Genomic DNA, 19,732 nt, shown 5'->3' with positions numbered 1-19,732 from the left:
TTTAATTTTTAATTGACCTGTTGTACGGTTGCTTGACTCATTGCCGAATCCCCAGATTGCCAGATAATCAGCGTCTGATTATCCGTCGATCCTGCTTTTTGTGCGGTATCAATTAAGGCTTGAGCAGATTCAGGAAGGGAGGCAATGGTTAAACAAGAGAGCAATTGTAAGCTGTCAATAGGGCTACTAATGCCATCCGTGCAAAGGAGGAGGCGATCGCCGGGTTCCAAGGCAATCTCTATCAGTGGATCTCCCGGCAGTGTCTCCCGACCGAGATAAAATTCTAACTGATTGCGTCCCTCATGATACCGGCCCATTTCCGGCGTAATCATGCCCCCGCGCACCAAAGCAGCCGCCACGGTATGATCGAGGCTGAGTTGCTTTACAGTGCGATCGCCCCGGCGATAATGAAACAAGGGACTATCGCCGATCGCTGTGGCTACCGCTCGATGTCTCCAAATTAACACCGCTACTACCGTAGTTCCCGCTTTCCCCCACCGGTTTGCCTTCGCCATCCGGCGCACAAAATCATTGGCTTGCTCTAGGGCTTCCTGAAGCGCCAGACCCAGAGTTTCCATCCGCAGACTATCCATTTTCTCCTGATTCAGAGCTGGAGTCAGACAGAGCTGTTCAAATAGAGACACTCCCAACCTGCGTAGAGCTTCCCGACTGACATCCTCTCCCCTGGCATGGCCTCCCATGCCATCAGCCACCGCTAGAACCCACAGGGGATAAGGGCTATTGGGGGGGTTCAACTCCAGAGCTAAAAAACTATCTTCATTATTGGGTCGTTGATTGACTTCCGAGCGAATGGTATAAAACTCGTTCATAATGGGTAATCAGTGATGAGTAATGACCCCATAGTAACAAGGTAGAGTTGATAGGGAGTAGATGGTTTCCTAGAGGCCGAACGCGATACGATGGGCTGTAGTCAAAAAATTAGAAAACCGATGGATTGGCAATTATTGGGTTTAAGTTTCGCGGCCGTCTTCCTGTCCGAATTGGGAGATAAAAGTCAGGTAGCGGCGATCGCCATCAGTGGCACATCCCGCTCCCCCCGCGCTGTCTTCCTGGGAACAGCAGCAGCGCTACTATTAGCCAGTTTTCTAGGGGTAATTGTAGGTGAAGGAACCGCAGCCATTTTACCCACAAAGCTGCTAAAGGCGATCGCCGCCCTAGGATTCGCCATTATGGCCGTACTATTACTCTGGCCAGAAAAAGACATCCCCCAAGACTTCGATCCCGATTAGATCCTCCCCTTAAACAATCAAACAATCATCTGTAACGACGGATTCGGCTGATGTTCCACCCGGAACACATTGGCATACAAATTCGCAATCACCTGTTTCCCTTCTTGGGTTAACTCCAAATAACTCAAACCCTCCTTAATATAAGGAAAAACCCCATGCCAATAAAACTTAGGATAATTATTGCGTAAATCTTCAGGATGGCGATAATTGAGAGCCTTTGCCGCTCCCGTTTCCACAAACTCATAATACAGAGCGCTAATTTTCTGCAAATATCGAGGATCGCTCAATTGCCCAATCAAATCGGCCGCTCGAATCAATCCCGGATAATCACTCGTAGTTTGATGATCGCTATCCTTGGGAACTGGAAAACGAGTCAGTTCAATATTGCGCTTAATCACATCTGCATCAATTAACTTATGGCCTCCAAACCGTTCCTCAATAAACAACTTGCCCCGGTCTACATGGTAGGGAGTCATCCCCGCATCTGAAGCCCCTGGAGGTAAAGACACCATTGCCCCATCCTTACCCGTAGCATAAAGACCTTCTCGATCTTGGCGACAAACCCCCCTCACATAGCCAATATCATGACAGAGCAAGGAAATAATAAAATGGAGCCAATCTTCGCAGGATACGCCCCCTTCGCGGATATGTCGTCCTCGGATCACCTCTTGGCCCACTAAGGTGACTAAAATCGTATGTTCTACATTATGGTAGAGGGCATCACTATTAGCGATATTTTCCAAAGCCATGTTAGCGGCCCAGCCAATAATATCTTCATAGTCATGTTTCCAGCCGCCGTAGGTACGGCGATACCCTTCTTTGACTTGCTCAACAAAATGGTTAATCAGAATTTCTGTGGTGTTTAACATGATGTCCCTGGTTAGACCCTACTGGAACTTCGATCGATAGAATTGTTGATGGTTTTTTTATTTTAGACCCTAACTGCTCAGATGCCCTCTAGACGAATTTGGCCGTTTAGCCATTGCTAGGGTTATAATTGGGTTAAGTGTTCAAAATCAGTGATTGCGATCGCGCTTGGGGCTGTAATGGTTTCGACGGGATAGTGAAAGCTGTTCTGTGATACAAGCCGAGAGTGAGTCCCCTCTCGTAAATCAAGGCTCAAAACAAATGTAACTGCGAACAACATCGTTCCTTTTGCTCGTAAGGCTGCTGCTGTAGCCTAAATCTAGCCTCAAACAGGCGCGAGCCATCATAGTCTGACTCCGTTAAAGGCTGTGGTGAAACCCCAACGGATGCTCCCTGAAACCGTTTCTAGTCAGTTGAAGGGTTAAGACTTTACTAGAAATCCCCGCCATTCGGGGTCAAGAATGGTTCCTTCCCAGAGGATTAAGATGGGATAAGCTTGTGAATGAGCAGAGAGTAATAACTATTGCGGACGGCAGTTCGATTCTGCCCAGCTCCATTTTTAATCCATGTTCCCCCCTCCCCCTGAATTTTGTATTCAGGGTTGCTCTGTATGAGGGGAGACAGTGGTATGGTGTGGGCGAACCGCTTAGTTTGAACATTTATGAATGAAGAGCAAGAACACCCTCAGTCTCCTTCCTTGTCTTTCCTAGAAAGAATGGCTGAGTTTTTCCAATGGGATGTTTTGAATACCAGTTGGCAGACGGAAGTTCTGGCTGGAGCGACGACATTTATTACCATGGCTTATATTTTGGTCGTCAACCCCGATATTTTGTCGAATGCTATTTTTTTACGAGAAAGTCGTGATTTATTCGGAGAGTTGGTGATCGCTACGGCCTTGTCATCGGCGATCGCCTCTTTAGTGATGGGATGTTATGCCAAATACCCCTTTGCCCTGGCTCCCGGCATGGGATTAAACGCCTACTTTACCTTTTCCATTGTCCTCAGATTAGAGATTGATTGGCGGGTGGCCTTAACAGCTGTTTTGCTTGAAGGTCTAATTTTTATCGGCTTAACTCTCTCCAGTATTCGCGCTCAAATTATCACCGCAATTCCCGCTTGTATTAAGCACTCTACCTCCGCCGGGATTGGTTTATTTATTACCTATATTGGTCTCAAAAATGGGGGCTTGATTGTGGCTAATGAGGTCACTACAACGGCTTTAGGAGAGTTAAGTAACCCCGTGGCATTAATGGCGATTTTTGGTATCTTGATTACGGCTGCATTTCTGGCTCGGCGGATTCGTGGGGCCCTGTTGTTAGGAATTTTAGCTACAGCAGTTTTGGCCTGGATTTTGGGTATTGCCCCCCTACCCAGTGGAGTTTTGGCCTTTCCTCAATGGCCCGGCGATTTGTTCGGCCAAGCGTTTGTGGGATTAACCCAACTGAATCAAGTCCCCTTTTGGGATCTGTTAGCCATTGTGTTTGTGTTGCTGTTTGTAGATCTATTTGATACGGTAGGAACCTTAGCCGGGATTGGCATGAAAGCCGGTTTGATTAATGACCGGGGCGAGCTACCCCGTGCCAGTGAAGCGTTTATGGCAGATGCAGTGGGAACAACAGTCGGAGCAATTTTAGGCACATCCACAGTAACCACTTATATTGAGTCGGCTGCGGGAATTTCTGAGGGGGGGCGATCGGGGTTTACAGCCGTGGTTACAGCCCTGTTCTTTGCCCTGTCAATCTTCTTTATTCCCCTAATTTCCGGTATTCCTCCCTTTGCCACTGCCCCCGCATTAGTCATTATTGGGGTGCTGATGATGGGGAGTGTACGGTCAATTCATTGGGACGATCCGGCGGAGTCTATTCCTTCGTTTTTAACGTTAGTGTTTATACCTTTGAGTTTCTCAATTGCTGAAGGATTGGCGATCGGATTTATTACTTATCCCTTGCTCAAATCCTTTCAAGGGAAAATGCATGAAGTTCGTCCTGCGGTATGGGTGATTGCAGCAATCTTTACCTTGCGGTTTGTGCTAATGGCTCTAGAGATTGGGGGCTAGGTATGGTATCTCCCAGCATTTAAGGAGACATCAATGAATTGTGGTGATTTCCCAGAGGTACAACACCATGAATAACGGATATAATTGACTCGTTAATCCATAAAATGCAACGAGAGAACAATCTCCTATTGATGTCAGAGATCGCCAATATTTTGGCGATCGTTTCCCTCCCTTGGTCATAACCCATTCTTAATCAAATTTTCAAGTAGCTCATATAGTCAATCTATGTCTAATTTACCTCCACTTACTGATGAAACCATTTGGGCGATCGTAGATGAAAGCCTAGACAATAGCCTAGAAGATCGAATCGCTAATGAATTAGTCTGGCATTATTTAGGCTATCGCTACAATCAGGAAAGCCAAACCTGGAATATCAGCCAAGTCATTGATGATTGGGGCGAAGTATATCCTGAACCTCCCGATTTTATTGCTTCCCGTCCAGCAACCCTTAAGCTGACTCGCTCTATTCCTCCAGAAAACAAACAGCTTCTCAAACAGGAATTAGGATTTAAAGGATATAAAATTGGCGAATTTGGGCCGCGACAAACTCGACGAGCAACGATGGCTAATTGGTTGCTCAGTTATCGTAAAATTCATCAGTCAAGAGAATTCTAGGAGATCTTCAAGATTTGTTTAATTTTTTGATAAATTAAATTCCTGAACTGTTTTAAATTATTCCTATATTCCTATTGATGTAAGGTTAACTTAATCCTGATTTTTGATCTACATAGTCGATCGATAAAACTAGATACTTAATTATGCAAAATAGGAGAAATGATTCATGAATAGCTCAGGAAGTTTAAGCCATCCTCTAACCGAATACTCTGATGTTGATTTTGGGAATCTACAGAACATTTCCTGTATGCATCAGATGGGCGAGCGTCTCGCTTGTGTGAAGATGGAATTACAGCAAATCAGGGCAGAAAACCAAAGATTAAGACATTCACTTAATCAAATTGAAGAACGGTATACTCTAGCGATTTCCAGCAGTCAGGTGGGAGTTTGGGATTGGAATTTAGAGACTAATGAAATTTATATTTCTCCTAACTTAAAAGGCATTTTAGGATATGGAGATGAGGAAATCCCTAATTTTATCGAACCCTGGTCAGAATTAGTTTATCCCGAAGATCGAGAGATGACCCTGAAGTTAGCCCAAGAACATTTACAGGGGTTAAGTTCTCTATATGAAGTTGAGCATCGGATGGTGCATAAGGATGGGAGCATTCGCTGGATTTTAGCTAGGGGAATTGCTTTCCGTGATGGGGAAGGTAAGCCTTATCGTATGGCAGGTACAGATACGGATATTACCGCTCAAAAGCAGAGTTCTAATTTAATCAAGGGGTTACTCGATCGCCTATTAATGGTGATTAAGACAGTGGGAGAAGGAATCACCCTCAGTGATGAACGGGGATATTTTAGTATTTTTAATCCCAAGATGGAAACTCTGACTGGATATACTCAAGAAGAAGTCAATAAAATGGATAATTTTTTAAGTTTACTTTATCCTAATCCAGAAGATTTAAGAAAAGCCACCGCTCAGATTCTGCAAGTACGAAAATGCGGCAAAATAGAGGATCTAGAAACTGTAATTCGGACTAAAGATGGAGAAGAGAAAACCTTGTTGGTTTCTACCTCTATAATTTGGGAAGAAGATCGATGTTGGTATTTGAGTATTTATCGAGATATTACGGATCGCAAACGGACAGAGGAAGAATTACGCCAAAGTAAACGATTTATTGAACAACTGACGGATGCTTCCCCGGAGTTGCTGTATTTGTATGATTTACAAAGGGAGAAAAATATTTATGTTAATCGATCTCTAGAAAGTATGTTAGGTTATGCTCCTGAAGATATTTATTCCCAAGGAGCTTATTTTTTTAGGAATATTTATCATCCGGGTGAAGTGGAGTTAATTGAAAATCTTAAACAGGACTGGTTAAGGTTGGCAGATGGGGAAATTCAGGAAGTCGAATATCGGATGCGTCATCAGAATGGGTCTTGGGTTTGGTTGCGATCGCGCAATATGGTCTTTAAGCGCAATCAAGAAGGGGTTCCGATCGAAATTTTAGGGACAGCCATTGATATTACCACCCATAAATTGAGTGAATTGCAACTGTGGGAAAGTGAAGCACGACTGCATACGATTATTAATAGTGCTTCAGATGGGTTACTGATTGTGGATCTTCAGGGTGTGATTCAATTTGTGAATCCCTCAGCCGCTCAGTTGTTTAATCGTCCGATCGCCAGTTTAGTGCATCATGAATTTGGTCAACCCCTGACGGTGGGGAAGGTGACGGAAATTGATTTACTTCAAGGGAATAATATAATCGGTGTGGGAGAAATGAGTGTTTCTCAAACCTATTGGTTGGGTGAACCGGTTTATGTGGTCAGTATTCGCGATATTACAGAACGAAGGCAAGCAGAAGAGGCACTCAGGGAAAGCGAACAACGGTTTCGCCAGTTAGCAGATAATATTCAAGATGTATTTTGGTTAGCTTCGACCCATCCTTATCAGATAGAATATATCAGTCCTGCCTATGAAGAAGTTTGGGGGCGATCGCTCTCATCCGTCTACGATCCTCATTTTTCCAGGTTAGATACCATTGATCCCCAAGATCGCGATCGTGTCCAAGCCACCTTAGAGCAACAAATGCAGGGCGAACATACCTTTTGTGAATATCGAATTCGCACTCCCCATGGCCAAACCCGGTGGATTTGGGATCGGGCATTTCCCATCCAAGATCAATGGGGAAATATTGAACGAGTGGCAGGAATTGCAGAAGATATTACCGATCGCAAACAAGCCGAAGAAGCCTTAAAATATCGCCTTAAACTAGAAACGGCCCTATCAGAAGTCTCGAAATGGTTAACCCGCCATGATACCCTCAACTTTGACGATCTCTTGGGAATTCCGGGTAAAGCCATGGGAGCCAGTCGAGCCTATTTAATTCGCTTGAACCCAGAAGAAACCCAGTTCAGTTTAACCGATGAATGGTGCGATCCTCAGAGTGTATCATTGCGGTATCGGTTTCAAAATCTGGATATTGCTCCTTTTAGCTGGTGGTTTGAGACTCTGCGCCAAGAGGATATTTTGATTATTAATCATCTCGATGATTTGCCAGCGATCGCCCAGTTAGAGAAAACCTATTTAGAATCATTGCAGATTGGCTCCCTCTTAGCCGTTCCCATTTGGACAGCATCAGGAAAACTCTGGGGACAGATTAAATGTGAGTCCAATGGTGAAAACCCTAAACAATGGTCAGTCGAAGATGGCAGAATTTTACAGGTCGTGGGAGAAATGCTCTATACCCATACTGCCCGTCAAGAGGCGATCGCCCAACAAATTCGTCAACAGCAAGAATTAGCCCGTTCTAATGCTGAATTACAGCAATTTGCCTATATTGCCTCCCATGATTTACAGGAACCCCTACGAGGAGTCGTCAGCTTCAGTCAACTCTTGAAAGAAGATTATGGCACTCTTCTCGATGATGAAGGACAAAATTATCTGCACTTCATCCTCAGTGAAGGAGAGCGGATGCAAGGCTTAATTCGGGATTTACTAACCTTTTCGCGGGTAGGAACTCGCGCTCAAGAAATGATCCCCACCCATCTTGAGGAAGTCATAGAGCAGGTATTCATGAACTTAAATGTGGCGATCCAAGAAAGTTCTGCCACCATTACCCGCGATCCCTTGCCCACCATTTCCGCCGATCGCTCCCAGATGCTGCAACTGTGGCAAAATTTATGCAGTAATGCCATTAAATTTCGCGGCGATCGCCCCCTAGAAATTCACCTCGGAGCCAAACGTCAAGATTCCCACTGGCTCTTTTGGGTACAAGACAATGGCATTGGTATTGATCCTCGCTATGCCGAGCGCATCTTTGTTCTATTTCAAAGGCTCCATTCCCAAAGCAGCTTTCCAGGTACAGGCATTGGGTTAGCCATTTGTCATAAGATTATTATGCGCCACGGCGGAAAGATTTGGGTAGAGTCCCACCTGAACCAGGGAGCAACCTTTTATTTTACAATTGCCGATCGCACCCGATGACGATTTTGTATTTTGAATTACAGTTCTGAACCCGTTCATATTTTGTTAGTCGAAGACTCTCCGAGCCAAGCTGCCTTAACCATACGCGCATTTCGAGAAGGTTCCATGAAGCATCAGATTCATGGGGTAGACAATGGAGAAAAGGCGATCGCCTTTTTGCATCAGCAGCCCCCCTACGAGCAAAGTCCGCGCCCCCATATCATTCTGTTAGACTTTAAGCTACCCACTAAAACCAGCTTAGAAGTCTTAGCTGAAATCAAAGCCGATCCTTCTTTACAAGTCATTCCTGTAATTATGTTAAGCAACTCAGAGAACGAAGCCGATATTCTGGCAAGTTATCAAAATCAGGCCAATTGTTATCTGAATAAACCCTCTTCTTTTTATCAGTTCCAACACTTAGTTCATCTGATCGAAAAATTTTGGTTAACTTCTGTTAAGCTTCCCCCCATACCGGGCAAAATATTCTAACCTGATAATGAAATCATTATGATACTAATAATTACATCAAAAATACGGTAATTTAAGCATCAGAGCAAATTAAACTCAAGGTCATGTATAATTCTTTATCAATCAGCCTGTTGCATTGAAGATAGTCAAGGGATTAAGGCACGTGGATCAAATTACCCTAAATGTACTCTTGATTGAAGATAATCCTGCCGATGTTCATCTGATTCAAACCTTACTCAGGCGAACACAAGAATTTTATTACCAAATCGATCATGTGGAAACCCTAGCCCAAGCCATAGAATGGGTGGTCAAAAATTCCTATGCCGTCATTTTATTAGATTTATCTTTACCCGATGCCAGAGGCTTAGAAACTTGTCAGGTTATGTATCAACGAGCGCCTCATATTCCCTTAATTGTCCTCACCGGTTTAGAAGATGAAATGACCGCAATCTCAGCACTCAAAGCGGGGGCACAAGATTATATTTTCAAGAATGAATTACGTCCCAACATGCTCACCCGCGCTATTCATTATGCTATCAAACGCAAAGAAACTCTAGAAAAATTACGGCAAAGTGAAGCTCGCTACCGAGGCATTATTGAAGATCAAACAGAATTGATTTGCCGATTTTTAACCGATGGAACCCTGACCTTTATTAACCGAGCTTTTAGTTCATTTTGCTATCAGTCCCCAGAAGCCTTAGTGGGTGAGTGTCTCTCCTCTGGGCTATTTGCCCAAGACTGGCATCAACTTCAGGATCAGTTAAACCAAATCACTCCAAAAAGTCCAACCATTACCCTAGAATTACCGATTGATTCCCATACTCCCCATGTCATTTGGCAATCTTGGACAATTCGAGGAATTTTCACTTCCCAGAATACTCTAGCTGAGTATCAAGCAGTGGGTCGAGATATTACGGATAGCAAACAAGTAGAATTGATTTTAAGAAAACAAGCCCAACAGGAAAAAACCTTTAGTGCAATTGCTCAAAAAATCCGCCAATCCCTAAATTTACAAGATATCTTAAAAACAACAGTTGAGGAAATACAGAAACTGCTACAAGTGGATCGAGTGTTAATTTATCGTTTGCACCCAGAACAGAACTTAACCGTTTTGGTAGAATCAGTAGCGCCGGGTTGTGTCTCCATTATGGGGGAAACCATTGAGAAAGTGAACCTCGAAGAAGTGCTAGATTATAGACCAGAATCAGAGTTAAAATTGGGAGTGATTGAAGAAACTCAAGGGGGTTCTGCATTTCAAGAAAAATTGCAGCAATGGTATGTAAAATCCCAATTGGTGATTCAAATTAAATGCTTTGAGTTACCCCTACCGGATGGAGAGTTTGGGCTAGAATATCCAGAAGAATTATTACAAAAAAAACCAGAATCTTTATGGGGACTTTTAGCCTTACAGGATTGCCAGTCCCCTCGTTCTTGGGGGGAGGATCAACTGGAACTGTTGCAAAAAATTACAGCTCAAGTGGCGATCGCCATCCGTCAAGGACAACTCTATCAACAATTGGCCCAAACCAATCGCGTACTCCAACAAATGGCAACCCAAGACGGCTTAACGGGTATTGCCAATCGGCGACGCTTCGATCAATACTTAGTCCTGGAATGGGGCAGACTGGCTCGTGAGGGCGCTCCCCTATCGATTATTCTCTGCGATGTCGATCATTTCAAGCTCTATAATGATACCTATGGGCATCAAGCCGGAGATGACTGCTTGCGGCAAGTCGCCGAGGCGATCGCCTCCTCCGCTCAACGTCCAGCCGATTTAGTCGCTCGGTATGGTGGAGAAGAATTTGTAGTGGTTCTCCCTAACACTCCCCTTGAAGGCGCTCTACAAGTCGCCAATAAAATCCAGGAGCAGATTAATCACCTCAAAATCAAGCATTTGGGTTCCCCGATCCACTCTTATATTACCTTATCCCTAGGAGTCGCTTGCCAAACCCCTAAACTAGATAGGGAACCCTACCAATTACTGATCGATGCGGATGAAGCCCTCTATCAATCTAAAGCTCAGGGACGGAATATGATTCAAACCCATGGATTCAGCTTAGATAGTTATTCGAGTTTTGCTTAGGCTTTCAACAATTTATGTCAATTAGGGTTATGATGCCCTTGAAGGTGCATCTAGACTGGGGTAGCGTAAAATCATTCATTGTTTTAAGATTGAATCACTTTTAAGTAAATTTTCTATGCTCACCCTCTGGTCTTAAATCTTAGATCCCTAATCTGAGATGATAGATGTACCCTCTAAGCCCTATACCCACTCTCTGATGTCTTCGTTGATTCTCATTGTTGAGGAAGATCCTCCGTTAGCTCAAGAGTTAAGTTTATCTGTCCATCCGCCTTTAGGTGAGGCGATCGCCCCCCATCAGTATGTGACTCAGGCAGTCAGCGAGATCGCAGAACTGACTGGGGGACAACCCCATCTGATTATTGTTGATGTTCACTGTGAGAACCTAAAACCGCTCATAGAGGTGATCGCCTATCAAAAGGATTGCCAACCTTACCCTCCGGCCATTTTAGCCATCAGTGACTGCCGCCAAACGGATTTTATTAGCCAAATTTTAGACCTGGGGGCTGATGACTATTTACCCAAACCCATCCATCCTCAACTACTCAACAAGAGGATTGCCAGCTTATTGTGCATCTCTAATCCGCAAGATCGCTGCCTCATTGACCCTTATTTGAATCAAGCCTTAAATCACCTGCAAGCCCTCAATGAGCTAAAATCCCGGATTATTACCACCATTTCCCATGAATATCGAACCCCCCTCACCACTATTGGCTTATCCGTCGGGATGCTAGAGCGATATCGAGATAAATGGGATAAAGAAAAGCAGGATAAGCATTTTGACCGCATTCATAAAGCCATTAACCATATGACTAGCCTCTTAGAGGATATCCTGTTTATCAAGGATGCAGATTTTGGCCTGCTCGAATTTAACCCCACAGTCGTAGAGGTAATTCCCCTATTTGAACAAGTCATCGCTAGGATGAAGGCGATCGCCGGTTCCCAATATTCCCTAGAATTTCTCCCCCAAGACTGCGTATCCTCCTGGAAGCTTGATAGCAGCTTAATCGAACAAATGCTCGTTCATTTACTCTCCAATGCCATTAAATATTCTCCCCAGGGGGGTAAAGTATTTATTCGTGTACGCTGTTTCAACAATACCATTGAATTTCAGATCCAAGATCAAGGCATTGGTATTCCCGAATCCGAACAACAGCACCTCTTTGAATCCTTTCATCGCGGCAGCAATATCGGCAATATTGGCGGAACCGGTCTAGGTCTTTCCATTGTCAAAAAGTGCGTTGATTTACACAACGGAACCATTCATATTGATAGCCAAGTCAATCAAGGAACCACTTTTACCATTACCTTACCCGCTCGCTCCTAATCCTCAATTCCTAAGATTATCTCCCCATAGCGAATCAGAGCCTGAGTATAATTACTGATTTTCTTTTTTCTCTGCTCTTTCGCCAATTTCTGGTGACTAATTTGGTAAAATGTAATCTCAGTTACCAATAATTTCATCTGTTTATGCATCTCCGTGTGAATCGACTGCCAAGCCATCTCTGGGGGAGAATCGACTCCATCCCCAGCCAAGGGTGCAATCTCTTGCCCAAAAAAATCCTCAGCTTCTTGACAAGCAAGGATTAATCCGTCTGGAGCCGTCTCAGTTGTAGACAAAATTAAAACTTTATTTAAAATTTCCAGAAAATTCTGGTAAATCTGTACATGCTCTTTAGATAACATACGAGTATTTCATCCCCTCGCTTTTTTTAGAGGTGTAAAGTTATAGTATTCAATAACAGAGCATTAGAGTAACCTGGCATCAGGGTAAACTTCTGCATTAACTCCACCACCAGCTATTTGCCATTGCTATCATCCTCATCTCGTAATCGGGAGACCTTCGACGATTTCGAGAGCGGATTGGCTATTGTATCGATCATCCCCAAACATCCACCCCCTATGAAAACCATCATTGAATCCAACTCCCTCGATCTAACCCTTCCCAACTGGTTAGCTGCTTGTTTAACCCCAGAGCAAGCCACTGTCGATGCCCCACCCATTGGTCAATCCGCAAAAGATCAGCGTTTAATTCGAGAAGCCTTTGAATTTGCTTATCAACTCCATCAAGGGCAATACCGAAAATCAGGAGAAGCCTATATTTCCCATCCCGTAGCAGTAGCTGGATTATTGCGGGAACTGGGGGGAAGTGCCCCCATGATTGCGGCCGGTTTTCTCCATGATGTGGTGGAGGATACGGATGTAACCCCAGAAGAACTAGAAGAGCGATTTGGCTCAGAAGTGCGCCACCTGGTGGAAGGAGTAACAAAGTTGTCTAAATTTAAGTTTTCCAGCAAAACTGAACGGCAAGCCGAAAATTTTCGGCGCATGTTTTTAGCCATGGCCCAAGATATTCGGGTGATTGTAGTGAAGTTAGCTGACCGACTTCATAACATGCGAACCCTAGAATTTATGAAGGAGGATAAACAACAGGCGATCGCCTTAGAAACCCGTGAAATCTTCGCTCCCCTAGCCAATCGTTTGGGAATTGGGCGGATTAAATGGGAACTCGAAGACTTGGCCTTTAAGTATTTAGAACCCCTCTCCTATCGCGAGGTTCAAGCCCTAGTTGCTGAAAAGCGTACAGACCGAGAAATGCGCCTGGATAATGTGATTGAAATTTTCCAGATTCGTCTGGAACAAATTGGGATTCCCAATGTAGAAATTACTGGTCGTCCCAAACATCTGTATGGTATTTATCGCAAAATGCAACAGCAACAAAAAGAGTTTCATGAAATCTTTGATATTGCTGGAATTCGCATGATTACTCAAACTCATGATGAATGCTATCGCGCTCTGGCGATTGTTCATGATTCCTTTCGACCGATTCCCGGTCGATTTAAGGACTATATTGGCCTGCCAAAACCTAACCGCTACCAATCCTTGCATACGGGGGTGATTGGCCCCACAGGACGGCCCCTAGAAGTGCAAATCCGTACCCAAGAAATGCATCAGGTCGCGGAATATGGGATTGCAGCCCATTGGAAATATAAGGAAGGGGGATCGAACTATAGCCAAATGACGGATGCTGATGAAAAATTTACTTGGCTACGTCAACTGCTGGATTGGCAAAACGATCTCAAGGATGCTCAGGAATATTTGGAGAGTATCAAGGATAATCTATTTGAAGATGATGTCTATGTGTTCACGCCCCGTGGGGATGTGCTGTCCCTAACTTCGGGATCGTCAACGGTGGATTTTGCCTACCGCATTCACTCGGAAGTGGGGAACCATTGCGCGGGGGCAAGGGTGAATGGGCGCATGGTTCCTTTAAGTACCGTGTTGAAAAATGGCGATATTGTGGAAATTTTGACGCAAAAAAATAGCCATCCCAGTTTAGATTGGCTGAATTTTGTCAAAACCGCAGGAGCAAGGAACCGGATTCGTCAATGGTACAAGCGATCGCATCGGGAAGAAAATGTGGCTAGAGGTCGGGAACTGCTGGAAAAAGAAATGGGTAAATCGGGATTTGAAGCTCTGCTGAAATCTCAGCCCATGCAATGGGTAGTGGAGCGATGTAATTACCATGCTGTTGATGATCTATTGGCGGCTTTGGGGTATGGTGAGCTGACCCTAAATTTAGTGGTCAACCGCTTGCGGGATGCCATTCGCGCTACCCAACCCCTGGAACCCGATCGCAAACAAGGACTTAAGGGTGAGGCCATGATTCCCTCTTCCTCTTCTGCTTCATCTTCTGCTGGGGATCAGAGTTCTCCGATTGTAGGCATTGAAGGCTTGCTCTATTATCTGGCTGGATGCTGTAATCCCATTCCCGGAGAGTTGATTATTGGTGTCGTCACCAGGGGACGGGGGATTTCGATTCATCGCCAAGGCTGTCAAAATGTGGAGCATGTGGAGGGCGATCGCCTGATCCCCGTCAGTTGGAATGGCAAGAATCATAAAAATGCGCCCACTGCTATGACTTATATTGTGCAAGTGCAAATCCAAACCATTGACCGAGTGGGGATTCTCAAGGATATTCTCTCCCGGTTAAGCGACCAAGGGATTAACGTGCGGAATGTGGATGTGAAAACCCAGACCGGAAAACCCGCAGTGATTAATCTGGGGATGGAAATTCGCGATCGCCCCCAACTCGAATCGGTGTTTACTCAAATTCGTAATATGAGTGATGTTCTCAATATTCGTCGTTTGGGACAAGCAGAAGATGCTCATCCTGAGTCAGAATAGGGGAAGGAAATCTTGAGGATCAACGATGACAGACCGGGTAGCGAACAATCCTTTTCAGCAGCTCGAAACTGAAAGTGCCCTAGAAAATTTAGGGGATGATTATTACGATCTCGTAGCTGCTGCCCAATTTCCTCAGCATATTCTCCGATGGCGTAATGACGATCTCTTACCCCAAATGGGACTCGATCCCCAACAGGTGAGCGATCGCCATTTTATCGACTTTTTCGGTAAATTTAACAGCGCTCTCCCCTGTTTAGCCCTCAGATATCATGGCTATCAATTTGGAGAATACAACCCCTGGTTAGGCGATGGTCGGGGATTTTTGTATGGTCAAGTGCGAGCCATCGACGGTCAATTGTATGATTTTGGCACAAAAGGATCGGGCATGACTCCCTATTCCAGGGGGGCAGATGGCCGGTTAACCCTCAAGGGGGGAGTGCGGGAAGTCTTAGCGGGGGAAATGCTCCATCGGTTGGGGGTTACCACCTCACGCTGTTTGAGTTTAATTGAAACCGGAGAGTCTTTATGGCGAGGGGATGAACCATCACCCACGCGATCGTGCGTAATGGTACGCTGGAGTCGCTCCCATATTCGCTTTGGCACATTTGAAAGATTACGATATTTTGAGCGATCGGATTTAATCACCAAACTGCTCGATCATGTCATTGAACAGTATTATCCCGCTCCCTTGCCCCTAGTCAAGCCGGAACCTGCACCAGAGGGCTACATCCGATTTTACGATCAATTGGTGCAACGAGTCGCCCAACTCGCCGCCCAATGGATGGCCGCAGGCTTTTGTCATGGAGTCTTAAATACCGATAATATGTCCATTACCGGTGAAAGTTTCGACTATGGCCCCTATGGCTTCATTCCCCACTACGACCCCAATTTTACCGCCGCCTATTTTGATTATTCTGGACGCTACAGCTATGGCAATCAACCCCTGGTGTGTCAACTGAATTTAGAATTGCTTAGTGTGGCTCTGAGTAAGGCGATCCCCAAAGCCGCCATGCAAGAGAGTTTAGACCAATTTAATCTTCGTTATGAACAGGCTTACCAGAAATTAATGTTACGTCGGTTAGGCTTAGATCCCGATCAAATTCCAGAACAAGAAGCCCAGGAGTTAGTCGAATTAACCCTGAAATTACTCAAAGATACCCAAAAAGGATACCCTCAATTTTTTAGCGGTCTCCGGGATAGCTTCGATCCCAGTTGGTTACAACAGGTAGATGCAATTCCCAATTGGTCTAGTGCTGGCCCCAGTTCAATTTGGCAAGCTTGGAAAATATTGTATCATAGGGTATTAACTCAAAACTCGGAGGAACAAGTAGTCAAAATTAGCGATCGCCTACAAAAAGCAAATCCCCAAGTCCATCTCTTGAGACCCGCGATCGAAACCATTTGGAACTCAATTATGGTCGATGATAATTGGCAGCCATTTCTACAATTTTTACAAGATATGAAACCATAGTCTCCTTCCGTTATCTTCCTTATCCCTTGCCCCCAGTCTAGCCTGGATATTTTCCTGATTATGAACTCAAACCAATATTTTTCTCAAGCCTTATCATGATGCGCTTATTGGAAAAAAGTCTCTTAAGAAAGATCGCACTTTATTATTCTGGCCTCTCATTTTTGATTCTCATTTTAGTTGCCAGTAGTGCTTATATACTAGCTCGCTCTTCCCTCAAGCAATCTGTAATCAATCAGCTTGGTTTGGCTATTTCACTCAAAGAAAATGAAATAAATCAATGGTTCTTGCTGCAACTTCAGGATGTGTTTCTATTATCAAAATTACCGGAAGCAACTGAAAAAATAGATGCATTAATAAACCTGAGAAGATCGGATTTTCTAATGGAAGAATCTGATGATTATGAATATATAAAATACTATTCAGAAATCAAAAATCTCCTCAATCAAGTGACCCAACTGAAATCCAATATAAAAATTGCTTCTGTTGTTAGCAATCAAGGAATTGTCCTGATTTCAACTAATTCTATACTCGAAAAAACCTATCAGCCATTAGGTCATTTGACCACTTATATAACCGATCCAAAAGATCCCATTAATCCCATATTTTATAACTCGATTATTACTCAAAATAAAGCAATTACATTTGTCACTCCAGTGTATAATCAAGACAACATAAAAATTGCCTATATTTCCATAGAGCTAGACTTAGGCGAAATCGATATTTTTTTGCATAACAGTAATAATTATGAGCAGGATAAAAAGATTTACTTAGTTGGTCGTATTGGTGGCAAGAATACATTTGTAAACTCGCTAAATTTACAAGAAAAAAATATTGATTTTGTTCATAGTTTTGCTATTGATGCTGTTCTTGAAGGAAAAAATGGATCGGGATTATATATTAATCACCAAAACATTCCCGTCTTAGGACTGTATCGGTGGATCGAAGATAAAAACATGGGTTTAGTGGCTGAAATTACGCAAAAGAACGCATTCAGTTTAGCCGAAAATCTGGCTGGTCAAATCTTTTTAATTGGTTGTTTTTTATTGATTCTTATATTATTCATTGTTTATTTCATTTCTCGTAAATTGGTACAGCCAATTACTGAAATATCTGAAGCAGCCATAAAAGTTTCTCAAGGGAATTTAAATTGTCATGTCCCTGTATTGAGTAAAGATGAACTCGGTACATTAGCGATAAGCTTTAATATAATGACAGAAAAACTGAATCACTCTTTCCATGAATTAGAGCTAATCAATCAAGAGTTAAAAATTAAAATCGATCAACTGAAGACAGCCAATCAGATGGCTGAAAAAGCCAATCAAGTTAAGAGTGAGTTCATTAGCCAAATGAGTCATGAATTAAGAACCCCTTTGAATAGTATTTTGGGATTTAGCCAAATTCTAGATGAAGATGATGAAATATCCGATGGTAAAAAGTCTTTTGTTCAAAGTATTTTAGCCAGTGGTTACAAATTATTGGAATTAATTAATAATGTTATCTCTCTGTGTAATCAAGATCAAAAAGAAGAGTCTTTAGCCCTAAGTGTTGTTGCTGTTAATGATGTAATTCATGAAGTCGTAGAGCAATTTAGGGGGCACTTGAGAAGCCTAAACTTGTCCCTAGTTTACCAAATCGATCCCAAAGTTCCGCAGTATATTCAAACCGATGTGTATTGTTTAAAAAATATATTAAAGCATTTAGTTGATAATGCTGTTAAGTTTACCTCTGAAGGGCAAATTACCATCGATGTCAATCTATTGCCTCCCGATCGAACCCACCACTTATCAGCAAAGATGCCCAGTTATTTAACTTTTAATTCAACCCCTGTCGATTGGATTCAATGGGAAATTCAAGATACAGGGTGTGGAATTCAACCAGAAGAATGGGAAAATTTATTTCAACCCTTTGCTCGCCATCTGAAGACTGGGAGATTTCAAGAGGGAATGGGATTGGGGTTACCCTTATGTAAGAAGTTAGTGGATCAAATGGGGGGTGAAATCCAATTGGAGAGTCAAGTGGGTATGGGCACTAAGGTAAGCATTATTTTACCCTGCAAAAAACTAGAAGCTCAGGTAGAACTTCATTTACATCAGACTAGACTATCTAACACAGAACCCCAAAGTGTCCGTGAAGTGAGTGGTTCTATAGAATCTTGGAACGCCCTGAGAATAGGTGTTGAATCCCTATCCGAGGTCTGGCTGGAAAAAATGCATCAAGCTTGTTGTGAAGCCGACGATCAGAAAGTGATGGAATTACTTGATGAGTTACCAGAATCTGAATTAGCTAAACAGGGAATGAGTGAATTGGCTCAAAACTATCGATTAGATAAAATTCTGGAATTGGTGGAACCTTTAGTCATTAAGGATTAGGGGGTTGGCTATTTGAAATTGATTACTCACATGCAGTCATGGAAACATTAACTATCCTTTTGTCCAGTTTATTCCTAGTGGGATCGCCTTCTGGACTGTTGGTCGATCGCATCACCCAATCTCTACTCAAATCAACCTTCGATCGCGCAGAAACTTGGCAGGTGCGGGTAGACAATGCTCCGGTTCATCGACTGCTACAAGGTCAAGCAGAACGGGTGAGAATAGCTGGACGGGAGATTTGGATAACTGAGGATTTACAAATCGCTAAACTAGAGATAGAAACCGATGCGATCGATCTCAAGCTTCAGGGTTCTGGCGATCGCCAATCCCTAGATATTCTAGAGCAACCCTTACAAGCAGGAATCAGCATCGCATTCACCGATACCGCGCTGAACCAGTGGTTAAAATCGCCCCAAATGAGCGATCGCCTGCGGCAATTCGGACTCTCCTCCCTCCCTCGCCTAGCGGCCGCCCAACTAGAGCGCTATCGTATAGTTAACCCAGAAATCACCTTTTTAGACAACCGGATCAGACTGCAATTCCAACTTCAGCAACTCCCCAACCCAGACACCTCCTCCCAACCCTTTGAACTGGGCCTTGCCGTTGAATCCGGTTTCACTATCATAAAAGGGTGGGGTTTAGAACTCGTCGATCTGGAGGTCACCGTCAACCAAGAACCTGTTCCTCCCCTGGTGATTAATCTCATCCAACGGGGAGTTCGCGAACAAGTTGACCTCCGCACCCTCGAATCCAACTCCGTAATCCTGCGCCTATTGCAGATGCAGATTACTCCCGGTCAACTAGAAATTGCTGGATTTATTAGGGTTCAGCCCCCCTTTGGCCCTTCAGATAATCCTGATCCAGAGGAGTAGATCTCGATCCATATCTTATGTAGGAACCCTTGACTGGCGTAAAACGGTCTTTAATATTCCCCAGTCAGAGTCAATTCAATATCG

At 43.8% G+C, this 19,732-nt stretch carries 14 protein-coding genes and 1 other RNA gene; 12 read left to right on the top strand and 3 right to left on the bottom strand.

From position 1 onward, the window contains the following. Nucleotides 1–8: 8 nt before the first annotated feature. Nucleotides 9–830, bottom strand: a complete 822-nt coding sequence (locus AC3FZD_RS13760) for a PP2C family protein-serine/threonine phosphatase (RefSeq protein WP_488736585.1) — start codon at nt 828–830, stop codon at nt 9–11. Between the two features lie 120 nt (nt 831–950). Here AC3FZD_RS13760 and AC3FZD_RS13755 point away from each other — a divergent pair, with 120 nt between their 5' ends. Continuing rightward, on the top strand, nt 951–1,250 hold the full coding sequence (locus AC3FZD_RS13755; protein WP_488736584.1) for a TMEM165/GDT1 family protein: 300 nt from the start codon (nt 951–953) through the stop codon (nt 1,248–1,250). 17 nt (nt 1,251–1,267) lie between these two features. On the opposite strand, the gene AC3FZD_RS13750 is transcribed toward AC3FZD_RS13755, so the two are convergent. After that, nucleotides 1,268–2,119, bottom strand: a complete 852-nt coding sequence (locus tag AC3FZD_RS13750; protein WP_488736583.1) for an Npun_R2479 family HD domain-containing metalloprotein — start codon at nt 2,117–2,119, stop codon at nt 1,268–1,270. 168 nt (nt 2,120–2,287) lie between these two features. Between AC3FZD_RS13750 and ssrA the strand changes: the two genes are divergently transcribed. From ssrA to AC3FZD_RS13715, 7 genes are all read left to right on the top strand, one after another. Then, nucleotides 2,288–2,676, top strand: a transfer-messenger RNA (tmRNA) gene (ssrA, locus tag AC3FZD_RS13745). Nucleotides 2,677–2,778: 102 nt separating this feature from the next. After that, a complete protein-coding gene (locus tag AC3FZD_RS13740; RefSeq protein WP_488736582.1) occupies nt 2,779–4,173 on the top strand; it encodes an NCS2 family permease in 1,395 nt (464 codons plus the stop codon). Between the two features lie 225 nt (nt 4,174–4,398). Then, nucleotides 4,399–4,788 (top strand): DUF1823 family protein, encoded by a 390-nt coding sequence (locus AC3FZD_RS13735; protein ID WP_488736581.1) that lies wholly within the window; start codon nt 4,399–4,401, stop codon nt 4,786–4,788. A 166-nt stretch (nt 4,789–4,954) separates the two neighbouring features. Next, nucleotides 4,955–8,221 (top strand): PAS domain-containing sensor histidine kinase, encoded by a 3,267-nt coding sequence (locus AC3FZD_RS13730; protein WP_488736580.1) that lies wholly within the window; start codon nt 4,955–4,957, stop codon nt 8,219–8,221. 12 nt (nt 8,222–8,233) lie between these two features. Beyond that, nucleotides 8,234–8,689 (top strand): response regulator, encoded by a 456-nt coding sequence (locus tag AC3FZD_RS13725; protein WP_488736579.1) that lies wholly within the window; start codon nt 8,234–8,236, stop codon nt 8,687–8,689. A gap of 142 nt (nt 8,690–8,831) precedes the next feature. Beyond that, nucleotides 8,832–10,751, top strand: a complete 1,920-nt coding sequence (locus AC3FZD_RS13720; protein ID WP_488736578.1) for a diguanylate cyclase — start codon at nt 8,832–8,834, stop codon at nt 10,749–10,751. Nucleotides 10,752–10,947: 196 nt separating this feature from the next. Then, nucleotides 10,948–12,075 (top strand): ATP-binding response regulator, encoded by a 1,128-nt coding sequence (locus tag AC3FZD_RS13715; protein WP_488736577.1) that lies wholly within the window; start codon nt 10,948–10,950, stop codon nt 12,073–12,075. Here the strand turns inward: AC3FZD_RS13715 and patD are convergent. Continuing rightward, entirely contained in the window at nt 12,072–12,434 is a 363-nt protein-coding gene (patD, locus tag AC3FZD_RS13710) for a heterocyst frequency control protein PatD (protein ID WP_488736576.1), read from the bottom strand. The two genes, AC3FZD_RS13715 and patD, sit on opposite strands and share 4 nt — an antisense overlap. A 216-nt stretch (nt 12,435–12,650) precedes the next feature. Between patD and AC3FZD_RS13705 the strand changes: the two genes are divergently transcribed. The 4 genes from AC3FZD_RS13705 to AC3FZD_RS13690 all read left to right on the top strand — a co-directional run bounded on the left by AC3FZD_RS13705 (nt 12,651) and on the right by AC3FZD_RS13690 (nt 19,648). Continuing rightward, entirely contained in the window at nt 12,651–14,936 is a 2,286-nt protein-coding gene (locus AC3FZD_RS13705; RefSeq protein ID WP_488736575.1) for a RelA/SpoT family protein, read from the top strand. A gap of 25 nt (nt 14,937–14,961) precedes the next feature. After that, nucleotides 14,962–16,407 carry a protein adenylyltransferase SelO gene (locus AC3FZD_RS13700; RefSeq protein WP_488736574.1) on the top strand — a complete coding sequence of 482 codons (1,446 nt, stop codon included), beginning with the start codon at nt 14,962–14,964 and terminating at the stop codon, nt 16,405–16,407. A gap of 95 nt (nt 16,408–16,502) precedes the next feature. Beyond that, a complete protein-coding gene (locus AC3FZD_RS13695; RefSeq protein WP_488736573.1) occupies nt 16,503–18,776 on the top strand; it encodes an ATP-binding protein in 2,274 nt (757 codons plus the stop codon). A gap of 38 nt (nt 18,777–18,814) precedes the next feature. Then, on the top strand, nt 18,815–19,648 hold the full coding sequence (locus AC3FZD_RS13690; RefSeq protein ID WP_488736572.1) for an LmeA family phospholipid-binding protein: 834 nt from the start codon (nt 18,815–18,817) through the stop codon (nt 19,646–19,648). Nucleotides 19,649–19,732 lie beyond the last annotated feature (84 nt).

This window comes from Roseofilum sp. KMC-1 (genome assembly GCF_057802075.1).
The sequence above is the reverse complement of the archived record's forward strand: the minus strand, read 5'-3'. Positions and strand labels throughout refer to the sequence as shown.

What these genes read in the sequence shown, in the direction of transcription:
- AC3FZD_RS13735 (WP_488736581.1), top strand. Translation starts at nt 4,399, where the DNA reads ATGTCTAATTTACCTCCACTTACTGATGAAACCATTTGGGCGATCGTA.
- AC3FZD_RS13730 (WP_488736580.1), top strand. Translation starts at nt 4,955, where the DNA reads ATGAATAGCTCAGGAAGTTTAAGCCATCCTCTAACCGAATACTCTGAT.
- AC3FZD_RS13750 (WP_488736583.1), bottom strand. Translation starts at nt 2,119, where the DNA reads ATGTTAAACACCACAGAAATTCTGATTAACCATTTTGTTGAGCAAGTC.
- AC3FZD_RS13700 (WP_488736574.1), top strand. Translation starts at nt 14,962, where the DNA reads ATGACAGACCGGGTAGCGAACAATCCTTTTCAGCAGCTCGAAACTGAA.
- AC3FZD_RS13705 (WP_488736575.1), top strand. Translation starts at nt 12,651, where the DNA reads ATGAAAACCATCATTGAATCCAACTCCCTCGATCTAACCCTTCCCAAC.
- AC3FZD_RS13755 (WP_488736584.1), top strand. Translation starts at nt 951, where the DNA reads ATGGATTGGCAATTATTGGGTTTAAGTTTCGCGGCCGTCTTCCTGTCC.
- AC3FZD_RS13690 (WP_488736572.1), top strand. Translation starts at nt 18,815, where the DNA reads ATGGAAACATTAACTATCCTTTTGTCCAGTTTATTCCTAGTGGGATCG.
- AC3FZD_RS13695 (WP_488736573.1), top strand. Translation starts at nt 16,503, where the DNA reads ATGATGCGCTTATTGGAAAAAAGTCTCTTAAGAAAGATCGCACTTTAT.
- AC3FZD_RS13740 (WP_488736582.1), top strand. Translation starts at nt 2,779, where the DNA reads ATGAATGAAGAGCAAGAACACCCTCAGTCTCCTTCCTTGTCTTTCCTA.
- AC3FZD_RS13715 (WP_488736577.1), top strand. Translation starts at nt 10,948, where the DNA reads ATGTCTTCGTTGATTCTCATTGTTGAGGAAGATCCTCCGTTAGCTCAA.
- AC3FZD_RS13760 (WP_488736585.1), bottom strand. Translation starts at nt 830, where the DNA reads ATGAACGAGTTTTATACCATTCGCTCGGAAGTCAATCAACGACCCAAT.
- patD (WP_488736576.1), bottom strand. Translation starts at nt 12,434, where the DNA reads ATGTTATCTAAAGAGCATGTACAGATTTACCAGAATTTTCTGGAAATT.